The sequence below is a fragment of the Thermococcus indicus genome (genome assembly GCF_006274605.1).
In the GTDB taxonomy this organism is placed as follows: Archaea; Methanobacteriota_B; Thermococci; order Thermococcales; family Thermococcaceae; genus Thermococcus; species Thermococcus indicus.
This window is the reverse complement of the sequence record NZ_CP040846.1, coordinates 2,008,815-2,025,464: the sequence shown is the minus strand read 5'-3', so window position 1 is coordinate 2,025,464 and position 16,650 is coordinate 2,008,815. Positions and strand designations below refer to the sequence as shown.

At 56.9% G+C, this 16,650-nt stretch carries 22 protein-coding genes; 14 read left to right on the top strand and 8 right to left on the bottom strand.

From position 1 onward, the window contains the following. Positions 1 to 10 precede the first annotated feature (10 nt). Both FH039_RS11015 and FH039_RS11010 read right to left on the bottom strand, forming a co-directional pair. On the bottom strand, positions 11 to 1,012 hold the full coding sequence (locus FH039_RS11015) for an ABC transporter permease (RefSeq protein WP_139681352.1): 1,002 nt from the start codon (positions 1,010 to 1,012) through the stop codon (positions 11 to 13). A gap of 79 nt (positions 1,013 to 1,091) precedes the next feature. Then, positions 1,092 to 3,281: an ABC transporter substrate-binding protein gene (locus tag FH039_RS11010; RefSeq protein WP_139681351.1), complete on the bottom strand. Its 2,190-nt coding sequence runs from the start codon at positions 3,279 to 3,281 to the stop codon at positions 1,092 to 1,094. Between the two features lie 226 nt (positions 3,282 to 3,507). Between FH039_RS11010 and FH039_RS11005 the strand changes: the two genes are divergently transcribed. Further along, a complete protein-coding gene (locus FH039_RS11005; RefSeq protein ID WP_014789277.1) occupies positions 3,508 to 3,753 on the top strand; it encodes an Lrp/AsnC family transcriptional regulator in 246 nt (81 codons plus the stop codon). On the opposite strand, the gene FH039_RS11000 is transcribed toward FH039_RS11005, so the two are convergent. Then, complete coding sequence (locus FH039_RS11000) at positions 3,754 to 4,101, bottom strand: signal recognition particle protein Srp19 (protein WP_139681350.1); 348 nt, start codon at positions 4,099 to 4,101, stop codon at positions 3,754 to 3,756. It lies immediately after the preceding gene. 57 nt (positions 4,102 to 4,158) lie between these two features. Here FH039_RS11000 and FH039_RS10995 point away from each other — a divergent pair, with 57 nt between their 5' ends. Then, positions 4,159 to 4,797, top strand: coding sequence for a DUF257 family protein (locus FH039_RS10995; RefSeq protein WP_139681848.1), 639 nt, complete (start codon positions 4,159 to 4,161; stop codon positions 4,795 to 4,797). Beyond that, the gene (locus FH039_RS10990; RefSeq protein ID WP_139681349.1) at positions 4,778 to 5,539 is read left to right on the top strand and encodes a tRNA (adenine-N1)-methyltransferase; all 762 of its coding nucleotides are present in this window, start codon (positions 4,778 to 4,780) and stop codon (positions 5,537 to 5,539) included. The genes FH039_RS10995 and FH039_RS10990 overlap by 20 nt, the downstream gene beginning before the upstream one ends. On the opposite strand, the gene FH039_RS10985 is transcribed toward FH039_RS10990, so the two are convergent. Continuing rightward, a complete protein-coding gene (locus tag FH039_RS10985) occupies positions 5,526 to 5,750 on the bottom strand; it encodes a hypothetical protein (protein ID WP_139681348.1) in 225 nt (74 codons plus the stop codon). The genes FH039_RS10990 and FH039_RS10985 overlap by 14 nt on opposite strands. A gap of 202 nt (positions 5,751 to 5,952) precedes the next feature. Between FH039_RS10985 and FH039_RS10980 the strand changes: the two genes are divergently transcribed. Both FH039_RS10980 and gltA read left to right on the top strand, forming a co-directional pair. Then, positions 5,953 to 6,786, top strand: coding sequence for a sulfide/dihydroorotate dehydrogenase-like FAD/NAD-binding protein (locus tag FH039_RS10980; protein WP_240703317.1), 834 nt, complete (start codon positions 5,953 to 5,955; stop codon positions 6,784 to 6,786). Further along, on the top strand, positions 6,786 to 8,231 hold the full coding sequence (gltA, locus tag FH039_RS10975; RefSeq protein ID WP_139681346.1) for an NADPH-dependent glutamate synthase: 1,446 nt from the start codon (positions 6,786 to 6,788) through the stop codon (positions 8,229 to 8,231). Before FH039_RS10980 ends, gltA begins: the two co-directional genes overlap by 1 nt. A gap of 7 nt (positions 8,232 to 8,238) precedes the next feature. Here the strand turns inward: gltA and FH039_RS10970 are convergent, their stop codons facing one another. The 3 genes from FH039_RS10970 to gcvH all read right to left on the bottom strand — a co-directional run bounded on the left by FH039_RS10970 (position 8,239) and on the right by gcvH (position 10,372). Then, complete coding sequence (locus FH039_RS10970) at positions 8,239 to 9,342, bottom strand: AAA family ATPase (protein WP_338064601.1); 1,104 nt, start codon at positions 9,340 to 9,342, stop codon at positions 8,239 to 8,241. 237 nt (positions 9,343 to 9,579) lie between these two features. Next, the gene (locus FH039_RS10965) at positions 9,580 to 9,921 is read right to left on the bottom strand and encodes a DUF7132 family protein (RefSeq protein ID WP_139681345.1); all 342 of its coding nucleotides are present in this window, start codon (positions 9,919 to 9,921) and stop codon (positions 9,580 to 9,582) included. 46 nt (positions 9,922 to 9,967) lie between these two features. After that, positions 9,968 to 10,372, bottom strand: coding sequence for a glycine cleavage system protein GcvH (gene gcvH, locus FH039_RS10960; RefSeq protein ID WP_139681846.1), 405 nt, complete (start codon positions 10,370 to 10,372; stop codon positions 9,968 to 9,970). A gap of 108 nt (positions 10,373 to 10,480) precedes the next feature. Between gcvH and FH039_RS10955 the strand changes: the two genes are divergently transcribed. The 9 genes from FH039_RS10955 (at position 10,481) to FH039_RS10915 (ending at position 16,219) form a co-directional block, all read left to right on the top strand. Further along, entirely contained in the window at positions 10,481 to 12,364 is a 1,884-nt protein-coding gene (locus FH039_RS10955) for a CGP-CTERM sorting domain-containing protein (RefSeq protein WP_139681344.1), read from the top strand. A 67-nt stretch (positions 12,365 to 12,431) separates the two neighbouring features. Continuing rightward, positions 12,432 to 13,037: a Na+/H+ antiporter subunit E gene (locus tag FH039_RS10950; RefSeq protein WP_139681343.1), complete on the top strand. Its 606-nt coding sequence runs from the start codon at positions 12,432 to 12,434 to the stop codon at positions 13,035 to 13,037. Further along, positions 13,013 to 13,282 (top strand): monovalent cation/H+ antiporter complex subunit F, encoded by a 270-nt coding sequence (locus FH039_RS10945; RefSeq protein ID WP_139681342.1) that lies wholly within the window; start codon positions 13,013 to 13,015, stop codon positions 13,280 to 13,282. Before FH039_RS10950 ends, FH039_RS10945 begins: the two co-directional genes overlap by 25 nt. After that, positions 13,275 to 13,589 (top strand): monovalent cation/H(+) antiporter subunit G, encoded by a 315-nt coding sequence (gene mnhG, locus FH039_RS10940; RefSeq protein WP_139681341.1) that lies wholly within the window; start codon positions 13,275 to 13,277, stop codon positions 13,587 to 13,589. Before FH039_RS10945 ends, mnhG begins: the two co-directional genes overlap by 8 nt. Then, entirely contained in the window at positions 13,570 to 13,800 is a 231-nt protein-coding gene (locus FH039_RS10935) for a hydrogenase subunit MbhD domain-containing protein (RefSeq protein WP_139681340.1), read from the top strand. The genes mnhG and FH039_RS10935 overlap by 20 nt, the downstream gene beginning before the upstream one ends. Beyond that, on the top strand, positions 13,797 to 14,039 hold the full coding sequence (locus FH039_RS10930) for a hypothetical protein (protein ID WP_139681339.1): 243 nt from the start codon (positions 13,797 to 13,799) through the stop codon (positions 14,037 to 14,039). Before FH039_RS10935 ends, FH039_RS10930 begins: the two co-directional genes overlap by 4 nt. Continuing rightward, on the top strand, positions 14,036 to 14,437 hold the full coding sequence (locus FH039_RS10925) for a Na(+)/H(+) antiporter subunit B (protein WP_139681338.1): 402 nt from the start codon (positions 14,036 to 14,038) through the stop codon (positions 14,435 to 14,437). The genes FH039_RS10930 and FH039_RS10925 overlap by 4 nt, the downstream gene beginning before the upstream one ends. After that, positions 14,430 to 14,720 carry a cation:proton antiporter subunit C gene (locus FH039_RS10920; protein WP_139681337.1) on the top strand — a complete coding sequence of 97 codons (291 nt, stop codon included), beginning with the start codon at positions 14,430 to 14,432 and terminating at the stop codon, positions 14,718 to 14,720. The genes FH039_RS10925 and FH039_RS10920 overlap by 8 nt, the downstream gene beginning before the upstream one ends. Beyond that, positions 14,717 to 16,219, top strand: a complete 1,503-nt coding sequence (locus tag FH039_RS10915) for a proton-conducting transporter transmembrane domain-containing protein (protein ID WP_139681336.1) — start codon at positions 14,717 to 14,719, stop codon at positions 16,217 to 16,219. The genes FH039_RS10920 and FH039_RS10915 overlap by 4 nt, the downstream gene beginning before the upstream one ends. On the opposite strand, the gene FH039_RS10910 is transcribed toward FH039_RS10915, so the two are convergent. Further along, the gene (locus tag FH039_RS10910; protein WP_139681335.1) at positions 16,202 to 16,609 is read right to left on the bottom strand and encodes an ACT domain-containing protein; all 408 of its coding nucleotides are present in this window, start codon (positions 16,607 to 16,609) and stop codon (positions 16,202 to 16,204) included. The genes FH039_RS10915 and FH039_RS10910 overlap by 18 nt on opposite strands. Between the last annotated feature and the right edge of the window lie 41 nt (positions 16,610 to 16,650).

Sequence of the window (16,650 nt, the reverse complement as noted above, 5' to 3'; positions counted from 1 at the left end):
CCCTGCGCTCTCAGTACCTCACCCTCGGGTCTATCAGGGCGTAGAGTATGTCCACGACGAGGTTCGTTATGAGGAATATCAGGGCGAAGATCATGGTTATGGCCACGACCGCGGGGAAGTCGAGGTTCCTGATTGAGTCGATGACGTAGGAACCCATTCCCGGGAGGCCGAACACCGTCTCGGTGATCGGAGTTCCGCCGAGGAGGCCTCCGAACTGAAGGCCGAGAACGGTGACTATCGGAACCATGGCGTTCTTGAGGGCGTGGCGGTAGATTCCCCTCTTGGGAACGCCCTTGGCCTTGAGGAACCCAACGTAGTCGCTGCCTATGGCCTCAAGGAAGCTGTTCCTGACGAACCTGGCGAGAACACCGGCACCCATGAATCCCAGCGTGAAACCGGGGAGCCAGAGCCTGTGGAGGTGCTGGCTGAAGGTTGAGAGGTCCCCGGTGAGGAGGGCGTCTATCATCGGGATGTGGGTTATCTGGTGCTCGGGCGGGGCCGGGAAGCCGGCGAGCGTTATCCAGTGAACCTCGACGAAGAACACGTATATGAGAAGGTAGCCCAGCCAGAAGACCGGCATGGAAACGCCCGTGAGGGCGAAGAACCTGATAACGGTGTCTACCCACGTGTTCCTCTTAAGGGCCGAGATTATACCGAGGGGAATACCTATTATCAGGATGAAGAAGAACGCCACCAGCGCCAGCTCAAACGTCACGGGGAAGCGGTCCCTTATATCATCAAGGACGTAGTTGGACGTCCTCGGGTCGATTATGTTGTTCCGCGCCAGTCCGCTCACGAGGAACCAGTACTGGTCGTACCAGGGCTCGTCGAGGTGATACTCCTTCTTTATCTGCTCCATGTACGCCTGACTCGCCTTCTCACCGCCAGCCCATGCCCTGGCAACGTCCGCAGGAATGACGTAGGCGATCAGAAAGACTATGAGGGTGACTCCGATGAGGGTGGGGATAAACGTGAGGAGCCTTCTTATTAGGAACTTCTTCAGGTTTGCCAATCCGATTCCCCCCTGTGCCGTTGACTTTATCCTTTAGATCTCCGTCAAAAACACGAACAGAAAAAAAGAAAGATCAGAATCAGCTAACGCTTACCTCGACGCTCGTGAACTCGGTGGCACCGTAGAGGAACGGGCCAACCCAGTTGTCGGAGTCGAGGTAGTCCGGGACCCAGCCGACGACGTAAACGTCGTACTCGCCGTGCTCGGTCTTGTCGAGGTAGGTCGGCCAGTTGTAGCTGTTGATGGTGACCTGGAAGCCGAGCTGGCTCCAGACGTTCTGCAGGAGGGTCATGATCTTCTCACGGGCGCTGTTGCCCTCGTTGTAGATGAGCTCGATCTTGTACTTGGTCGGGTCGACGCCCGCCTGGTTGAGGAGCTGCTTGGCCTTGGCGAGGTTGTATTTGTACTTGGTTATTCCCTCCTCGGTGTAGCCCGGCCACGGCTTCGGTATCGGACCGTAGTTCCTGGCGAGGAGTCCCTGGTAAACGACCTGGGAGATCTGGTCGTACGGAACGGCGTAGGCCATGGCCTCCCTGACGAGCGGGTCGTTGAAGGGCTCCTTCTGGGTGTTGAAGACGAGGAAGGTCAGTATCGGCTGGAGGATGTCGGTCTTAACGACGGACTTGAAGCCCTGGAGCTCGAGGCCCTTAACCGTGTCCATCTTCTCGGGCGGTATGGCAACGACATCGGCGGTGCCGGTCTTGAACAGGTTGATCCTGGCCATAGCGTCGCTGTTGATGACGTAGATGACCCTCTTGTGGCCTGGGTTGGCGGTGGCGTTCCAGTAGTGCGGGTTGTACTCGAGGACTATGTAGGCGTCCTTCTGGTAGTCGGCAATGTAGAACGGTCCGGTTCCGACGGGCTTGTTGTGCATGAGCTGGTGGGTCGGGTCGCTCTTGCCCTCGCTCAGGTAGCTCCACCAGGCGCTCGGGTTGTGGCCGTTGTCGCTCGCTTGGAGGGCCTCCTCGTACTTGTCGCCGAGGAGGTACTCCATCGGGACGACGCTGAGGAACGGGTCGGCGAGTATTCCAAGGACCGGAGCGTACGGGGCCGGGAGAACGAGCTTGAAGACTCCAGCGGTGTCGCCGCTGTAGCCGAAGAACTGCTTGAGCTCGTCGAGGCTCTTGACCTCGGTGCTCTTGCCGTTGAACTCGGCGATGAGCGGGTGCTCCTTGAGGTACTGGTCGAACTCGTCCTCGGTGATGGCGGCGGAGTTGTTAACGTCTATGAAGCTGTCAACCATCCAGCTGACGCTGTGACCGAGCCTCTCAACGCGGAGGAAGGTGAAGGCAACGTCGGTGGCGTCGATCGGGTAGGTCTTGTCGTCCCACGGGTCGTAGGCCTGGACACCGCCGCGGATGAGGAAGTACCACTCGGTGCCGTCCTCGTTGTGGGCCCAGGCAACGGCGAGGTCCGGGCTGACCTCCTCGGTCTCCTCCTTCCAGTAGGTGACGAGGGTGTCACCGACCTCGTGCCAAATCTCCCATCCGAAGGTCTCGTAGGTCATGGCCGGGTCAAAGCTCTCCGGCCAGCCGATGGTAGCTATGGTGTAGGTCTCGGGGTCGTTCTTGTAGTCCTTAATACCGATCTTGACGGAGGGAGCGTTCTGGTCCTCGCTCAGGAGGTCATAGCGCTCCGCGAGGGTCGGGTGGTAGTAGCGTCCCTTAACCCAGTCCCAGTACACACGGAGCTGCTTGTTCTGGCCGAGGATAACCTCGGGGGCAAGCTTGTTTCCGAGCATGTAGATGGCCTTGAAGAGCTCGGTTCTTATGGTCGGGTCGGTCTGGCGCCTGGCGGCCACAACGAGGGCATCGACGTGCTCATCGCGGAAGAAGGCCGGATCGATGGCACCGAATCCCTGACCCTTCTCCATGAGGGTCTTGACGTCCGGGGTGTTGGCGGTGTCAACCTCGTACTCGACCTTTATGACCTTCCTGTCGCTCGGGATGTCAACTGTCGGGCTGGCACCCTTCGGGCCGACGACCACGACGCTCTTGTCGGTAACGACAACGTAGACGTCACCCATCTCCAGTATCCCGGGCTTTACCTCCGCGGGGGTCTGCGTCTGGGTGGCCGACTGACTTGAGGTCGTGGTGGTACCGCCGGAAGTCGCCTCAGAAGACGTGGTCTGGGTACCCGTCGGGCTTGTAGTGGGGCTCTGCGGAATTGTGGTCGTCTCACCCTTATTTCCGCCTATACAGCCGCTGGCTGCAACAGAAAAAACCACCAAAAAAACCACTAACAGGGCTATTGAACCTTTGGCCTTCATTAATACCCACCCCTGTACATTAAGGGCATGAACAATAGGACGGATGGGGTAATAAACCTTTCGATACCACCACCAGTGCCATAAAGGCCCTTTAGGCGCACTATTGGTTACTTATAAGCAGCGTTCTCAGAGTGCAACCTTCCGGGGATACCCGAAAAAACTACGAAAAGCTTAAATGAGTTGGAGGGCTAGATAGAGACGTAAAGCCTTTCCGCGGTGATGAAAAATGGTTAGGTCGTACGTTTTACTGACCGTTGAGATTGGAAAAGTTGAGAGCGTCATAGAGGCGCTCAAACAGATTCCGGGCGTTACCAAGGCCGACGCCGTCACCGGCCCCTACGACGCTATAGTCCACATCGAGGCGAAGGACCTCGGCGAGCTCACCAGGAAGATACTCCACGACATACACAACATCGACGGCGTTATCGATACCACTACCGCCATAGTCGTAGAAATGGAAGAAGAGGAGTGATCACCTCTTTTTCTTCCCGGATTTGCGTTTCTTCTTGCCCTGGGACCTGGCCTGGGTCTTTCTGATTTCCCTGATCTTCTGTCCGAGCATCCTCAGGGATTTGCCCTTCGGATGCCTGCTCTCGATTCGGAGCATTCCCCTGAGCCTGTACTCATCGTCGAGAGCGGCCAGCCGGGGGTTGAGTTTCCCCTCATCGAGCTCCACTACCTTCATCCCGAGGGCCAGCGCGGCATCGGCTATCTCATGTATCCCTGGCTTATCGACGGCGAACTCCCTGCCCACGGCCCTTCCGTAGCGCCTGCTGAGCCTTGCATCGAGCTCGCTGGGCCACACCACGAACTTTCTCATCTTCCCACCTAACAAGGTTTAAAAGAAGTGCCATTAAAAACCCTTTTGGTGAGTCCTATGGACACCCCCATCTTCGAGAAGTACCTCTTTGGCAAGGCCAATCGGGGAGACGTTATTCTGCTCGAGTACGACCCCACGTATCCTGTGGAGGAATTCTCGTGGGGAGTCCTCATGCCAGCGCTCCTTGAGAGAGACGGGGTCGTCGTGGCGGATTTCTTCGGCATTGGAGGGATTCTCTTCAGGAACTACATCCGGAAGGTTTCCGGGAGGGAGTACTCGAGGGTAATAGAACTCATTAAAAAAATAAAGGTCGTGAAGATCGGCCCCGGCTCCGCCAGCTACGGCGATGTCATCGGGGAGGTGGTTCCGGCCTACGATTCGCACACGTTCCTGAAGAACTACTACGCCATCGTCAGCAGGATGAGTCATTCCCCCACAAAGCCGGAGTACTTCGTCACCTTCGGGCTCGGCCACTACATACACTTCGGTGGGGACGAGGCGATAAAGGCCATACTAACCGGCATCAGCACGATACCCCTGGAGGACTGGGTGGGGATACACTTTATAAACACGGGCGTTCTGAGAGGTGAACACCTCGCGATACTCGAGGAGATCGCCTCGATGGTGTTTTGCGTATCACGGGACGGTCTGAAAGTAAAAAAGGAAGGTGGAGCGATTGATCAGGGAAGGGGATAAGGTTCTGCTCATCGATAGGAGGGGCAAGCGCTACCTGGTGACGGTATCGGAGAGGGAGTTCCACACAGATCTGGGAATACTCAAGCTCGGCGAGCTCGTGGGGAAGGAGTACGGCGAGACGATAATCAGCCACCGAAACGAGGAGTTCAGGGTCCTCAAACCCGACATAAACGACATAATAGCCAAGATGAAGCGCGGACCGCAGATAGTCCACCCCAAGGACGCCGGCATAATCCTCGCCTACGCAGGGATCTCGCCCGGCGATACGGTGATAGAGGCGGGCGTCGGGAGCGGCGCGCTCACGATATTCCTCGCCAACGCCGTAGGGCCAAACGGAAGGGTTATCAGCTACGAACGCCGCGAGGACTTCGCGAGGATAGCCCAGAAGAACATCGAGCTGGCTGGACTCTCTGACAGGGTAACCATAAAGCTCAAGAACATCTACGAGGGCATAGATGAAGAGTACGCCGACCACATAGTCCTAGACCTGCCCCAGCCAGAGAACGTCCTCCCCCACGCGGTTGAGGTTCTCAGACCCGGCGGCTACTTCGTGGCCTACACCCCGTGCACGAACCAGGTCCACCGCTTCTTCCAGGCGTTTCAGGAGTACAGGGAGCACTTCTACAAACCGAGGGTCGTTGAGGTCCTCGTCAGGGAGCAGGAGGTAAAGAAGGAGTGCATGAGGCCGAAGACGACCATGCTGGCCCATACGGGATACATAACCTTCATCAGGAAGCTGTGAGCTCTTCCTTTTCTCCAATCTCCCTGCCCTCTTCTGCGGTCTCGTCGAAAGTCATGTAGGCAAGTCCTCCAAAGAGCACGAGCCCCACGATGCCCTGAACCACGGGGTTCCCCGGGAGCACCCTCAGGGCCGGAACGTTGCCGTAGATCACCGGCCAGAAGAGCGCAACCGCCGCCAGCAGTATTGATACGTAATAAACGAGCCGCTTCATAGCGTTACCCCCAAGGGCCCTTTTTGCGAACGTTTTTTAATCTTTCCCTCCCCGCTCCGAGGATCCTTCCGCGACGTAAACCTTTGGTTGGCAACATCTTTATAAACACCACGGGTTGCAAACCTTTAGATGACCAAGTTTGAACCTGTGTACGGAGGTGTTCATTGTGCCATACAAGATACTTGAGAAGAAAGAGATCGCCATGCGCAACATCTGGTACAGGATCCACGCGCCCCACGTGGCGAAGAAGGTCCAGCCGGGACAGTTCGTCATAGTCAGGGCCTTCAAAAACGGGGAGAGGATCCCGCTCACACCCGTCATGTGGGACAGGGATGAGGGCTGGATTGTGCTCATAACGTTCATCAGGGGAAGGACCACCATGAGGATGGCCAACGAGCTGAAGCCGGGCGATGAGATACTGAACATCGCCGGCCCGCTCGGAAACCCGGCCGAGATGGAGAAGTTCGGAAAGATACTCGCCATCGGTGCTTACACCGGAATAGTCGAGGTTTACCCCATAGCCAAGGCCTGGCAGGAGCTCGGGAACGAGGTAACCACGCTCCACGTCACCTTCGAGCCGATGGTCGTCCTCAAGGACGAGCTCGAGGAAGCCGTCGGCAGGCACATCCTTGAGACCGTCCCGATCGACCCGAACCTCGACTTCCCGACCAACATGAAGAACGTCACCAAGAGGCTGACCGAGAAGGTCAGGGAACTCCTCGAGAAGGAGGAGTACGACATGGTCTTCATGGTCGGCCCCGCCGGAGACCAGAGGGCCGTTTTCAACGTAGTCAAGGAGTTCGGCATCCCCATGAAGTCCGACCTCCATCCGATAATGGTGGATGGAACCGGAATGTGCGGCGCCTGCCGTGTCACCGTCGGCGGCGAGGTTAAGTTCGCCTGCATAGACGGGCCGGAGTTCGACGCGTACCAGGTGAATTGGGACGAACTCATCGCAAGGAGCGGCTACTACACGGATATGGAGCAGAGGGCCATGCAGGAGTACATGAAGGCCCTCCAGGGGGGTGAGCAGTAATGGCGGTTAAAAGGAAGATCATCAAGGAGCGCGTTCCAACGCCGGAGATGCCGGCGGAGGAGCGTATTAAGAGCTTCGCGGAGGTTAACCTCGGTTACACCTTCGAGCTTGCCGTTAAGGAGGCCGAGCGCTGCCTCCAGTGCCCCTACAACTACGCACCCTGTATAAAGGGCTGTCCGGTTCACATCGACATTCCGGGCTTCATAAGCAAGCTCGTCCAGTACCGCGACGATCCTGACAAGGCCGTTAAGGAGGCCCTCAACGTTATCTGGGCCTGCAACTCCCTTCCCGCCACCACCGGAAGGGTCTGCCCGCAGGAAGACCAGTGTGAGATGAACTGTGTCATGGGCAAGGTCGGTGACAAGATAAACATCGGCAAGCTCGAGCGCTTCGTTGCCGACTACGCCCGCGAGAAGGGCATAGACGAGGAGCTCCTCTTCGAGATAATCCCGAAGATCGAGAAGAAGGGCCAGAGCGTGGCCATCATCGGAGCCGGGCCGGCAGGACTCACCGCCGCCGGCGAGCTCGCCAAGCTCGGTTACGACGTTACCATCTACGAGGCCCTCCACGAGGCGGGCGGAGTGCTCATGTACGGCATCCCCGAGTTCAGGCTGCCCAAGAGCATCGTCGAGAGCGAGATTGACAAGCTCAGGAAGCTCGGTGTTAAGATACTCACCGACCACGTCGTTGGAAGAACCGTCACCATCGAGGAGCTCCTGGAGGAGTACGACGCCGTCTTCATAGGCTCCGGTGCGGGAACCCCGAGGCTCATCAACGCTCCTGGAATAAACCTCAACGGAATCTACACCGCCAACGAGTTCCTCACGCGCGTGAACCTCATGAAGGCCTACCTGTTCCCCGAGTACGACACCCCCGTCAAGGTCGGGAAGCGCGTTGTAGTCATCGGTGCCGGAAACACCGCCATGGACGCCGCGAGGAGCGCGAGGCGCTTCGGTGCCGAGGTTACAATCGCCTACCGCCGCGGCCCGGAGGACGTCTCCGCCAGGGTTGAGGAGGTCCACCACGCCAAGGAAGAGGGCATAAAGTTCGAGTTCTACATCAACCCGGTGGAGTTCATCGGCGATGAGAACGGCAAGGTTAAGGCGGTTAAGTTCGAGAAGATGAAGGCCCTCGACGAGAGGGACAGCAGGGGCAAGAGGAAGATAGTCGGAACCGGCGAGTACGTGACCCTCGAAGCCGACACCGTCATCATAGCAATCGGAAAGCACCCCAACAGGCTCATCGTCAACACGCCGGGCCTCAAGGTCGAGCGCGGAAGGATAGTCGTTGACGAGAACCTCATGACCAGCATCCCAGGCGTCTTCGCCGGCGGAGACGCGATAAGGGGAGAGGCAACGGTTATCCTCGCCATGGGGGACGGAAGGATGGCCGCAAAGGCCATACACGAGTACCTCACGAAGAAGAGGGAAAACAGGAACGCGTGAACTTCCTTTATTTCTCTTTAAAGCACGCCTCAAATATGGGGTCGGGAATGCGATAGCGGACGTTTCTGCCCTCTTTAACTTTCTCAAGGAACGATGAATCAACGAGAGCCTTTAAAAGCCTTGCCAGTACACTGTCCGCTACACTTTTTCCCTCCTTTCTCTCAAGGTGCTCCTTTATTTCCTCCCATGTTCTCTTGCCCTCGGCGATAGCCCTCATTATCTCGATGTATCTATTTCTCGCGGCAGGCCTCTTTGAGAGAAAGTTCTCGAATTCATCCATGGCAAGGGCCTTCGCCTCGTCGAAAACATCGTCAATGAGCTTCTCGGAGAGCCCCTTTTCCATAGCCTTCCTGCCGAAGAGAACGAGCCAGCCCACTATTCCATCGAGTCTCTCAACTGCCAGACTTATGAGCTCCTCTTTGGGTGCCAATCCAACCTGTTCAAAGCCCTTATAGAGAAAATCCCTGCTCTGTTCGGGTGTGAATCTTTGTAGGGAAATCTCGTGGAAGTACCTGCCGTAGAGGGGAGCCTTGGGGTCATCAGCTCCCAGATAGTCATGAAGCAGGCCAACCTCCGAACCCGTCATGACCATTCTGAGGTCGGAGTAATCATAGAGGTGGGCGATTAAACCGGCAAACTCGCTCCCAACCGGCCCGCGGAGGTACTGGACCTCATCAAACGCCAGGACGACGTCGTACTTTTCCAGCTCACGGAAGAGCGCAATGAGGTCTGTTCTCTCCTCTCTCCAGGAAAAGCTCACCCCAAGGCTAAGAACCCGAAGACCGACTATGTTTTTGAGTTCGGTTTTAATCTCCTCCCAGAGGTTACGGTTTTCGCGGAAGAATTCATTGATGGAGCTTTCTATTCTTTTGTAAACGTCCATGCGGGAGTTGGGGTTTACACCTCTGAAATCTACGAGAACGTAGGGGACGGCGAGCTCATTGAGGCCCACCACAAGAAGGGAAGTTTTTCCAAGCCGTCTTATACCAGTGATAACCGTTAGGGGATTACCAGACTTTAAGGACTTCTCGAACTCCTTCAGCTCCTCTTCTCGGTTGTACAAATCCTCGCGCTTCCTCTTCGGTCTGATGTCAAAGTACACAACTACCACCCCAGTAGTTAACTACTGGGGCAGAAGTTATAAGGGTTTCGAGAGGTTTATTAAAGGGGACACCAAAATCCTCCCGGCGATGAGGAGCCTCACGATAGCCGAAGGGTGACGAGGGGCATACTGGCCGAGCCGCTGGGTTTTTAACTTTCCCCTGGAAAACATTGAACGAGCGATGAAGACCTCTAGGGTATCTGAGACTGCGCCTCGCGCAGCGGTGATGATGGTCAAAGCCTGAGCTCACTCCTCCTCCATCTCCTCGATTTCCTCGAGGATCTCCTCAAACTTCTTGAAGTCCTCCGTCTTAGCGAGCAGGGTGACGAACTCGTCTATCTCCTTCTTCTCCAAGATCGCTCCGGCGAGGAGCTTGCCGGTATAGCGGTTGTTCTTTATCTCCCAGAACATGTAGAACTCCGGGAAGTTCTCCTTTATCTTCCTGTAGGCGACACCGTATTTCGAGTCCTTAAGTGGGTTCTGCTCGAGGTAGAAATGGCCCGGCTCAAGCTCGATCATGTGCAGAACAGCGCCCCTCTTCGTCCTTACGAGCTTTACCTTCACATCCCACTCCTTGAGAACCTTCATGGCCAAACACCAGGGGGAATAGAGTAGAAAAGTATTAAAGCCTTGCTCAGAGGCTCTCAAGGTACTCGGCGTAGGCCTTGGCGTCCATAAGCTCTTTGAGCTCCTCGTCGAGGTTGCTCGGCTTGAGCTTGACTATCCAGTTCTCGTAGGGGTCCTCGTTAAGAACCTCGGGGCTGTCCTCGAGCTCCTCGTTGACCTCAACGACCTCGCCGCCCACCGGGGCATAGACCTCGGAAACGGCCTTGACGCTCTCAAGCTCGCAGAGAACGTCGCCCTTGCTGAGCTCGGAGCCGACGTCCGGAAGCTCGACGTAGGCCAGGTCGCCGAGCTCCTTCTGGGCGTAGTCGCTTATTCCGACGAGAACGGTCCCGTCCTCAAGAACCTGGACCCACTCGTGGTCCTTCGTGTAGTAAAGGCCCTCCTTAACCCTGTATTCTCCGACTTCAATCATGAACATCACCGTCCATGGTAACTGGTTTGAGCATTTAAACCTTTTCTCGAAACGCTTATATTGCCCCCCTCATACTACCCCCACCTATGATTAAGGAGGAATATTGAGATGAGAAGAAAGATGTACTTTCTAATGGCTGTGTTCCTGGCAGTTCTTGTTGCCGGGGCCGTCTCAGCGGAGCCACAGTACTGGACCGTCAAAGTCAAGGGAACACCGGAGGACCAATGGTACATCTCGCAGACGTTTGAGCCGACGGACATGGTAATCAACGACGGCTTCGTCCTCGTAGGAACCCACGATTCCGGGACAAAGGCAAAACCCTGGATAGTGAAGCTCGACGAGAACTACAATCCCGAATGGGGCGTTCTGATAGGGAAACTAGGCGGCGGAACTGGAGGCTACGTCTCGGTTACCGAAGACGAGGAAGGCAACGTCTACGCCCTCGGAAAGGGGTTCAGCAACGTGAAATATTCAATACCGCCGATGATTTTGACAAAGTTCTCGCAGGATGGAAAGGTCGTCTGGATGAGCGGCTACGGCAACATGGCAATATCGCCTTCCCTTATCAGAAACGTCAACGGCAACCTCGCGGTGCTGGGAGGCATCGGATTGTCCTATTCCCATCTGCGTCCGGGAGTTATGATGCTGGACAGGGACGGCAACGTTCTGTGGGCCAAGACCTACGAGAGTGAGTCCGAGATTGTAACATTCACCGACAACACAGGAATAGCTTTTGCGGCCCCGTCAAAGCTTGCCGCTTCTTACGTAGGGGATGGGTTTGTTCTGGGGGCAGATTTCTTTAAACTGGGCCTCGCCGGACTCATACTGGTTGACCTCGACGGCAACGTCGTGGCATCCAAGGGCTACAAGTTCGACTTTGGCTTTGACTACGCTTATGCATACCCGACGGGAGTCGTCAAGGTGGGGGACTTCTACTACGCGTTATTTGCCGTCTCCGTTAGTGAGTACAGCTCCGAGGAAAAGACCGTGCTCGTTAAGCTCGACGAGAAGCTTGACCCGATATGGGCAAAGCTCTACTACAATGACGTATTCGAGGTGGAACCGAGGGGAATCGTTGCCAGCGGCGGTAGGGCTGTTCTCCTGACGAGCCAGGGAATCGTTGGCGTGGATGAAAACGGGAACGTTGAGTGGACTGAGGGCATCGTATCCTCCGGCTACAACTCAAGGAGGGGCTGGGTAAGTGACGGAACCCTCTACATTCCTACCCAGGGTGGCTTCTCCGGAATAGACTTGACAAACCGCCCCAACGTTGATGGCAGGGAAATCATGGCCAAGGACGCCGGCGTAAAGGCAACTGACGTGGAGTTGGAGGCAAGAGATGCCGACATCAAGGAAGAGAAGGTGGAGTATCAGGCAATAGGCGTCAAGGTGTCTTCCTCAGTCGAGGTAATCTATCCCAAGGAGGTTCCCAAGGTTGGGGGCCACGAGTACAGAGTTGAGGAAATGATAACATCCAGCGGTGGCTCCGGAACATTGCAGGATATGGATAGCGAATTCGAGACCTCCTGTGACTACCTTGACGCAAAGATAAAGGTCAACGGCTCGTGGAGGGAGGGCATAGTTGTCAAGTGCAACTTCAAAACGGACTACCCCGGCCAGGTCACCGTCGTCGGAACCGTTGCGGAGGACTCAGCGAGGGGCAACCTGATACTTCCGGAAGATGCGGAGGCCGTTGAGGATAGCTACTCCTCATTCAAGTTCACCATGACCGGCTCTAAGAACCTGACCTTCGCCCTCCTCGGAAGTTATGACAAGGAATGGATTTCAACCAACGTCTACTTCAGGGCCTACGCCCACTACGAGGAGGAAAAAACACGGACTGAAACCAGTAGTCAGAAGTCTCCGACGAGCACGGAAACGGGAGGAGCCAACAAAGAAAAGTCAGATAAGGGGTCCGGTGGCATATGCGGTCCTGGGGTTTTTGCCCTGCTCGCTTTGCTACCCATTATTGCCCTGAGGCGCCGGCTTTAGGCCGGTTCCCCAAATATTTTTGTTTCACTGCAAAAGCGTTATAACCCCTCGTACCCTATACCACCACATGAGCCGCGTCCCCTTCTACCTAAAGGAGAGGCTTGAGAGACTGAACGAGAGGGTTCTCCACGAAACCTCGGGGACGTCCGGCCTGCCGCCCTGGGAAAGGGTGGCCCTGACCTGGCTCGCCCTGATGGCGTTCTGGGTCGTCATAACCTCCAGCGTGGAGCCGAGGGACCTCATCGCCGGAGCCGCCGTTACCCTCCTTGTGTCGCTCTTCATGCGCGACCTCCTGACCGGGGACGTGAGAAGGAGCGGCCACGTAGTCGAGAAAATCCTCTACTTCACCCTCATCTACCTGCCCCAGTACCTGGTGATAATGGCCTTCCGCCTGCTGGAGAGCAACCTGAAGGTTGCAAAGAACGTTATTTTCATGGACATCAACCCGGGAATAGTCAAGATAAGGACCGATCTCCACTCTGACACCGGCGTGACTATACTCGCGAACTCCATAACCCTGACGCCCGGCACACTTACACTGGACGTTAAGAAAAAGCTCGACGAGACCTACCTCTACGTTCACTGGATAGACCTGGAAACCCTCAACCGGGAGAAGGCCGGGGAAAAGATAAAGGGGGACATAGAGGAATGGCTCAAGAAGGTCTTCTGGTGAGCGCGTTCTACCTGCTCGTCTTTACTGCGGTGCTGATAACATACCGCGTGCTTAGAGGACCGACCCTTCCCGACAGGATAGTGGGCCTGAACACCATAACGACGAAGGTGGTGGTGATAATAGCGCTCGTCTCCGTCATGAGGGGCGAGTACTACCTGATAGACCTCGCGATAGTCCTGCTCATGGTGAACTCGGTCGGGGGACTGATCCTGGCGAAGTACATGGAGAGGATGAGCCGTGCTTGAGGTTCTGCTCCTCATCTTCGGGGAAGCCGTGATGCTCTTCGGGGCCCTGGGGATACTCAGGTTTCCCGACGTTTACACCAGGCTCCACGCGGCGAGCAAGTGCGACACCGGCGGGGCGATGAGCATAATCCTCTACCTAATAATCACCATGGACGCGCCGGCGCTGGTGAGGGCCAAACTCCTCGTGCTGGCGTTCCTCATAGCCATGATGAACCCCATGGTGAGCCACGCCCTCGCGAGGGGAGCTTACAAGTACGGTGTCAAGCCAAGAGTCGTGGTGGACATGTATGCTTGGGACAATCCTTGACGTGGTGTTCGTGGCGATGGTGGTCCTTGCCGTTGCAGTGGTTGAGGAGAGGGACCTGGTTAGCGCGGTCGTTAAATACTCCCTCCTCAGCCTGCTCTTCATCCTGGCACTCTTCGAGCTTAAGGCACCAGACGTGGCACTCTCGGCAATAGTGGTGGGGGCGATAGTCATAGGGGTGTTCCTCTTCACGATAAAGGGGGTGAAGCGGTGAGGGCCATAGCCCTGCTCCTGGCTATCGCACTGGGTGCCCTGCTCCTCTCGCTGAGCTACTCGCCGCCCTACGGGGGGAGCTACACGTACTACGTCACCCACTGGACTGAAATAAACGTCCCCAACCTGGTGTCGGCCATCCTGGCAGGATGGAGGGCCTACGACAGCCTCGGCGAGGCGAGCCTGCTCTTCACGGCCGTCATCGGCTTTTACGTCCTCCTCGGGGGGAAGAAGAAGTGAAGATGAGCACCGTTGTGAGGACGACGACCAAAATGGTGAGCCCGTTCCTCGTCACCTACGCGGCCTATCTGATGCTCTACGGCCACGTAAGTCCCGGTGGCGGCTTCCAGGGAGGGGTTATCCTGGCGGTGGCGGTGATACTGCTCATCACCTCGCACGGCTACGGCAAAGTCCGGAGGAGGTTCCACTTCAACTGGGCGAGTTTGATAGAGAGTTCAGCCGGTGCACTGCTGGTGCTCCTCGGAATCGCAGGGCTGGCCTTCGGGGCGTTCTACTCCAATTTCCTCCCGACGGAGGGAGGGATAATCCTGCCTTTCAACGTGATCGTGGGCCTGGAGGTCGGTGCGGCTTTCACGTTCGTCTTCTACATCCTGCTGAGGTGGGTCGAAAGTGATTAGTCCTGAGCAGGCTGGAATCCTGATAATGCTCGTTGGAATCTACGGTCTGATGGCCAAGAGGGAGCCGATAAAGTTAGTGCTCTCCATAAACGTGGTTTCCCTGGGCTTGGTGCTGTTCTTCGTCGGCCTCGCCTACTCCCCGGGAAAGGACGTGCCGATAATGCCAGCGGACCCCGTTGACCCGCTCCCGGCAACGCTCATGCTGACAACACTCGTCGTGGACGTCGCGATAACCTCCCTCGCCCTCGCGGTTATAATGCGGATGGGGGGTGACGGCGAATGATACCCCTGATGGCCGCGCTGCCCCTGCTGACAGCTTTCCTCGTGGTATTCCTTGATGTGCTTAAGGTCAAACGGACCGCAATCAAAGGAGTTTTTCTGCTCGGGGCCCTCCTGCCGGTTCCGGTAGTCCTCTTAAACTGGCCCGGTTCGGAGGTGGTCGGGGGCTGGGCGCGGGAAGCGGGGATAGAGGTCGCGCTAACTGGGACGAACCTGCCCTTTATCGCGGGTGAGCTCGTGCTCTTCATCTTCGTCGCCCTGTACTCCCTGTACTACTTCGATTTCAGGGACAAGAAGACGCCGAAGGTTCTCGCGCTCCTCCTGCTCCTCCACGCGGGGCTTATGGGGGCGTTCATAGCGAGGGATTTCTTCAACTTCTACATCTACATGGAAATCGCCTCGGTATCGGCCTTTGCGCTCGTGGCCTTCTCGGACGAAAAGGGCTCCAAGAGGGCCGCGTTCAGGTACCTCATGCTCTCCCTGCTGGCATCGTACCTCTTCGTCTTTGCAATGGGAATAATCTACATGGAGACCGGCTATCTCAACGTGGAGCTCATCGGGAAAAACACGGTTCCGGGCAGGGAACTCAACACCGCCCTGGCACTGGCGTTTACCTCGCTCCTCCTCAAGGCGGGCATCTTCCCGCTCCATTCCTGGCTTCCGGACGCCCACTCGAGCGCGCCGACTCCCGTGAGCGCGGTTCTGAGCGGTGCAGTGGTCAAGGCCCCCGCCTACGGGATGATACTCCTCCTCTCTGCCCTCCCCTCAGGGGAGACATTCAGGGCGGCCGCCATGGGGGTGGCGGTGGCGTCGATATTCTTCGGCATTGCGGGGGCGCTTCTCCAAAGGGATGCAAAGAGGCTGCTCGCATACCACACCATCTCCCAGATGGGCTACGTCCTCCTCGGCGTTGGGAGCCTCAACTTCACAGGAGCGGCGTACTACGCGATGGCACACTCCATATTCAAGGGAGGCCTGTTCCTTGCGGTGGGTTCGCTCGGGAGGGAGAGCAGAAAGCTCGGGGAGTTTGGCTATAGCAACGCGCCCGTTATGGCCCTTTCGGTCCTCGCCCTCAGCCTCGCGATAGGAGGGATAGGGCCATTGGTGGGGGCATACGGCAAGGAACTGCTCTACGAAAGCCTGTCGGGCCCCTGGAAGCTCGCCGTCCCGTTGGGAAGCATAGGAACCCTCACTTCCTTCGCAAAACTGAACCACCATCTGAAACGGGGTGAGGCCCCGGGAATGCCCGCGGCATGGAAGCTGTCGTCGCTCGGCCTGGCACTGGCGGCGCTCTTAACCGGCGTTTACCTTGGAGCAGGCGTAAACCCCAGGGACGTCCTGTATCTATCCTCCGCGCTCCTCCTCTTTGCGCTCCTGAAGCGGCTCGGGGTTCTCGGCTGGAGCCCAAGGGCCGGCCCCAGGGAAATCGGGAGGGATGTGAACGTCCTCACCGCGGTCTTCGTGATGGTGACAATAGTCATGATTCTACTCCAAGGGGTTTAGATGAACCTCCTTCACCTCGGAGAGGGAGGCGAGTTCATTTTTCAGGCCGTCCAGGGTTGTGCTCATCCCACTCACGTCCACCACCGCGACAATGCCAGCCAGTCCGATGGCGCCGAGCTCCTCAGACTCGCTGAAGAGTATATTAACCCCGTGCCTGCCGAAGAGGCCGCTGATCCTGGCCAGAACCCCCGGGCGGTCCTCCACAACGAGCTCAACCTCTACGAGCTTCTTTCCGGGCAGGGCCACCCTTTCCATGTGAACCTCCTTGAGGTCAGTGTCTATCTCGAGGAGGAAATACGCGCCCTCCACCACGCCAAGCTCGTAGGCGTAATCCCTGGGCAGCTCCACCTTGCCGTTCTCCCTGATCCTGACTATCTCGTAGTGTCTCATGATTGAAACTTCCCGCGCGGAAATAAAAGTGTTGCCCGCAG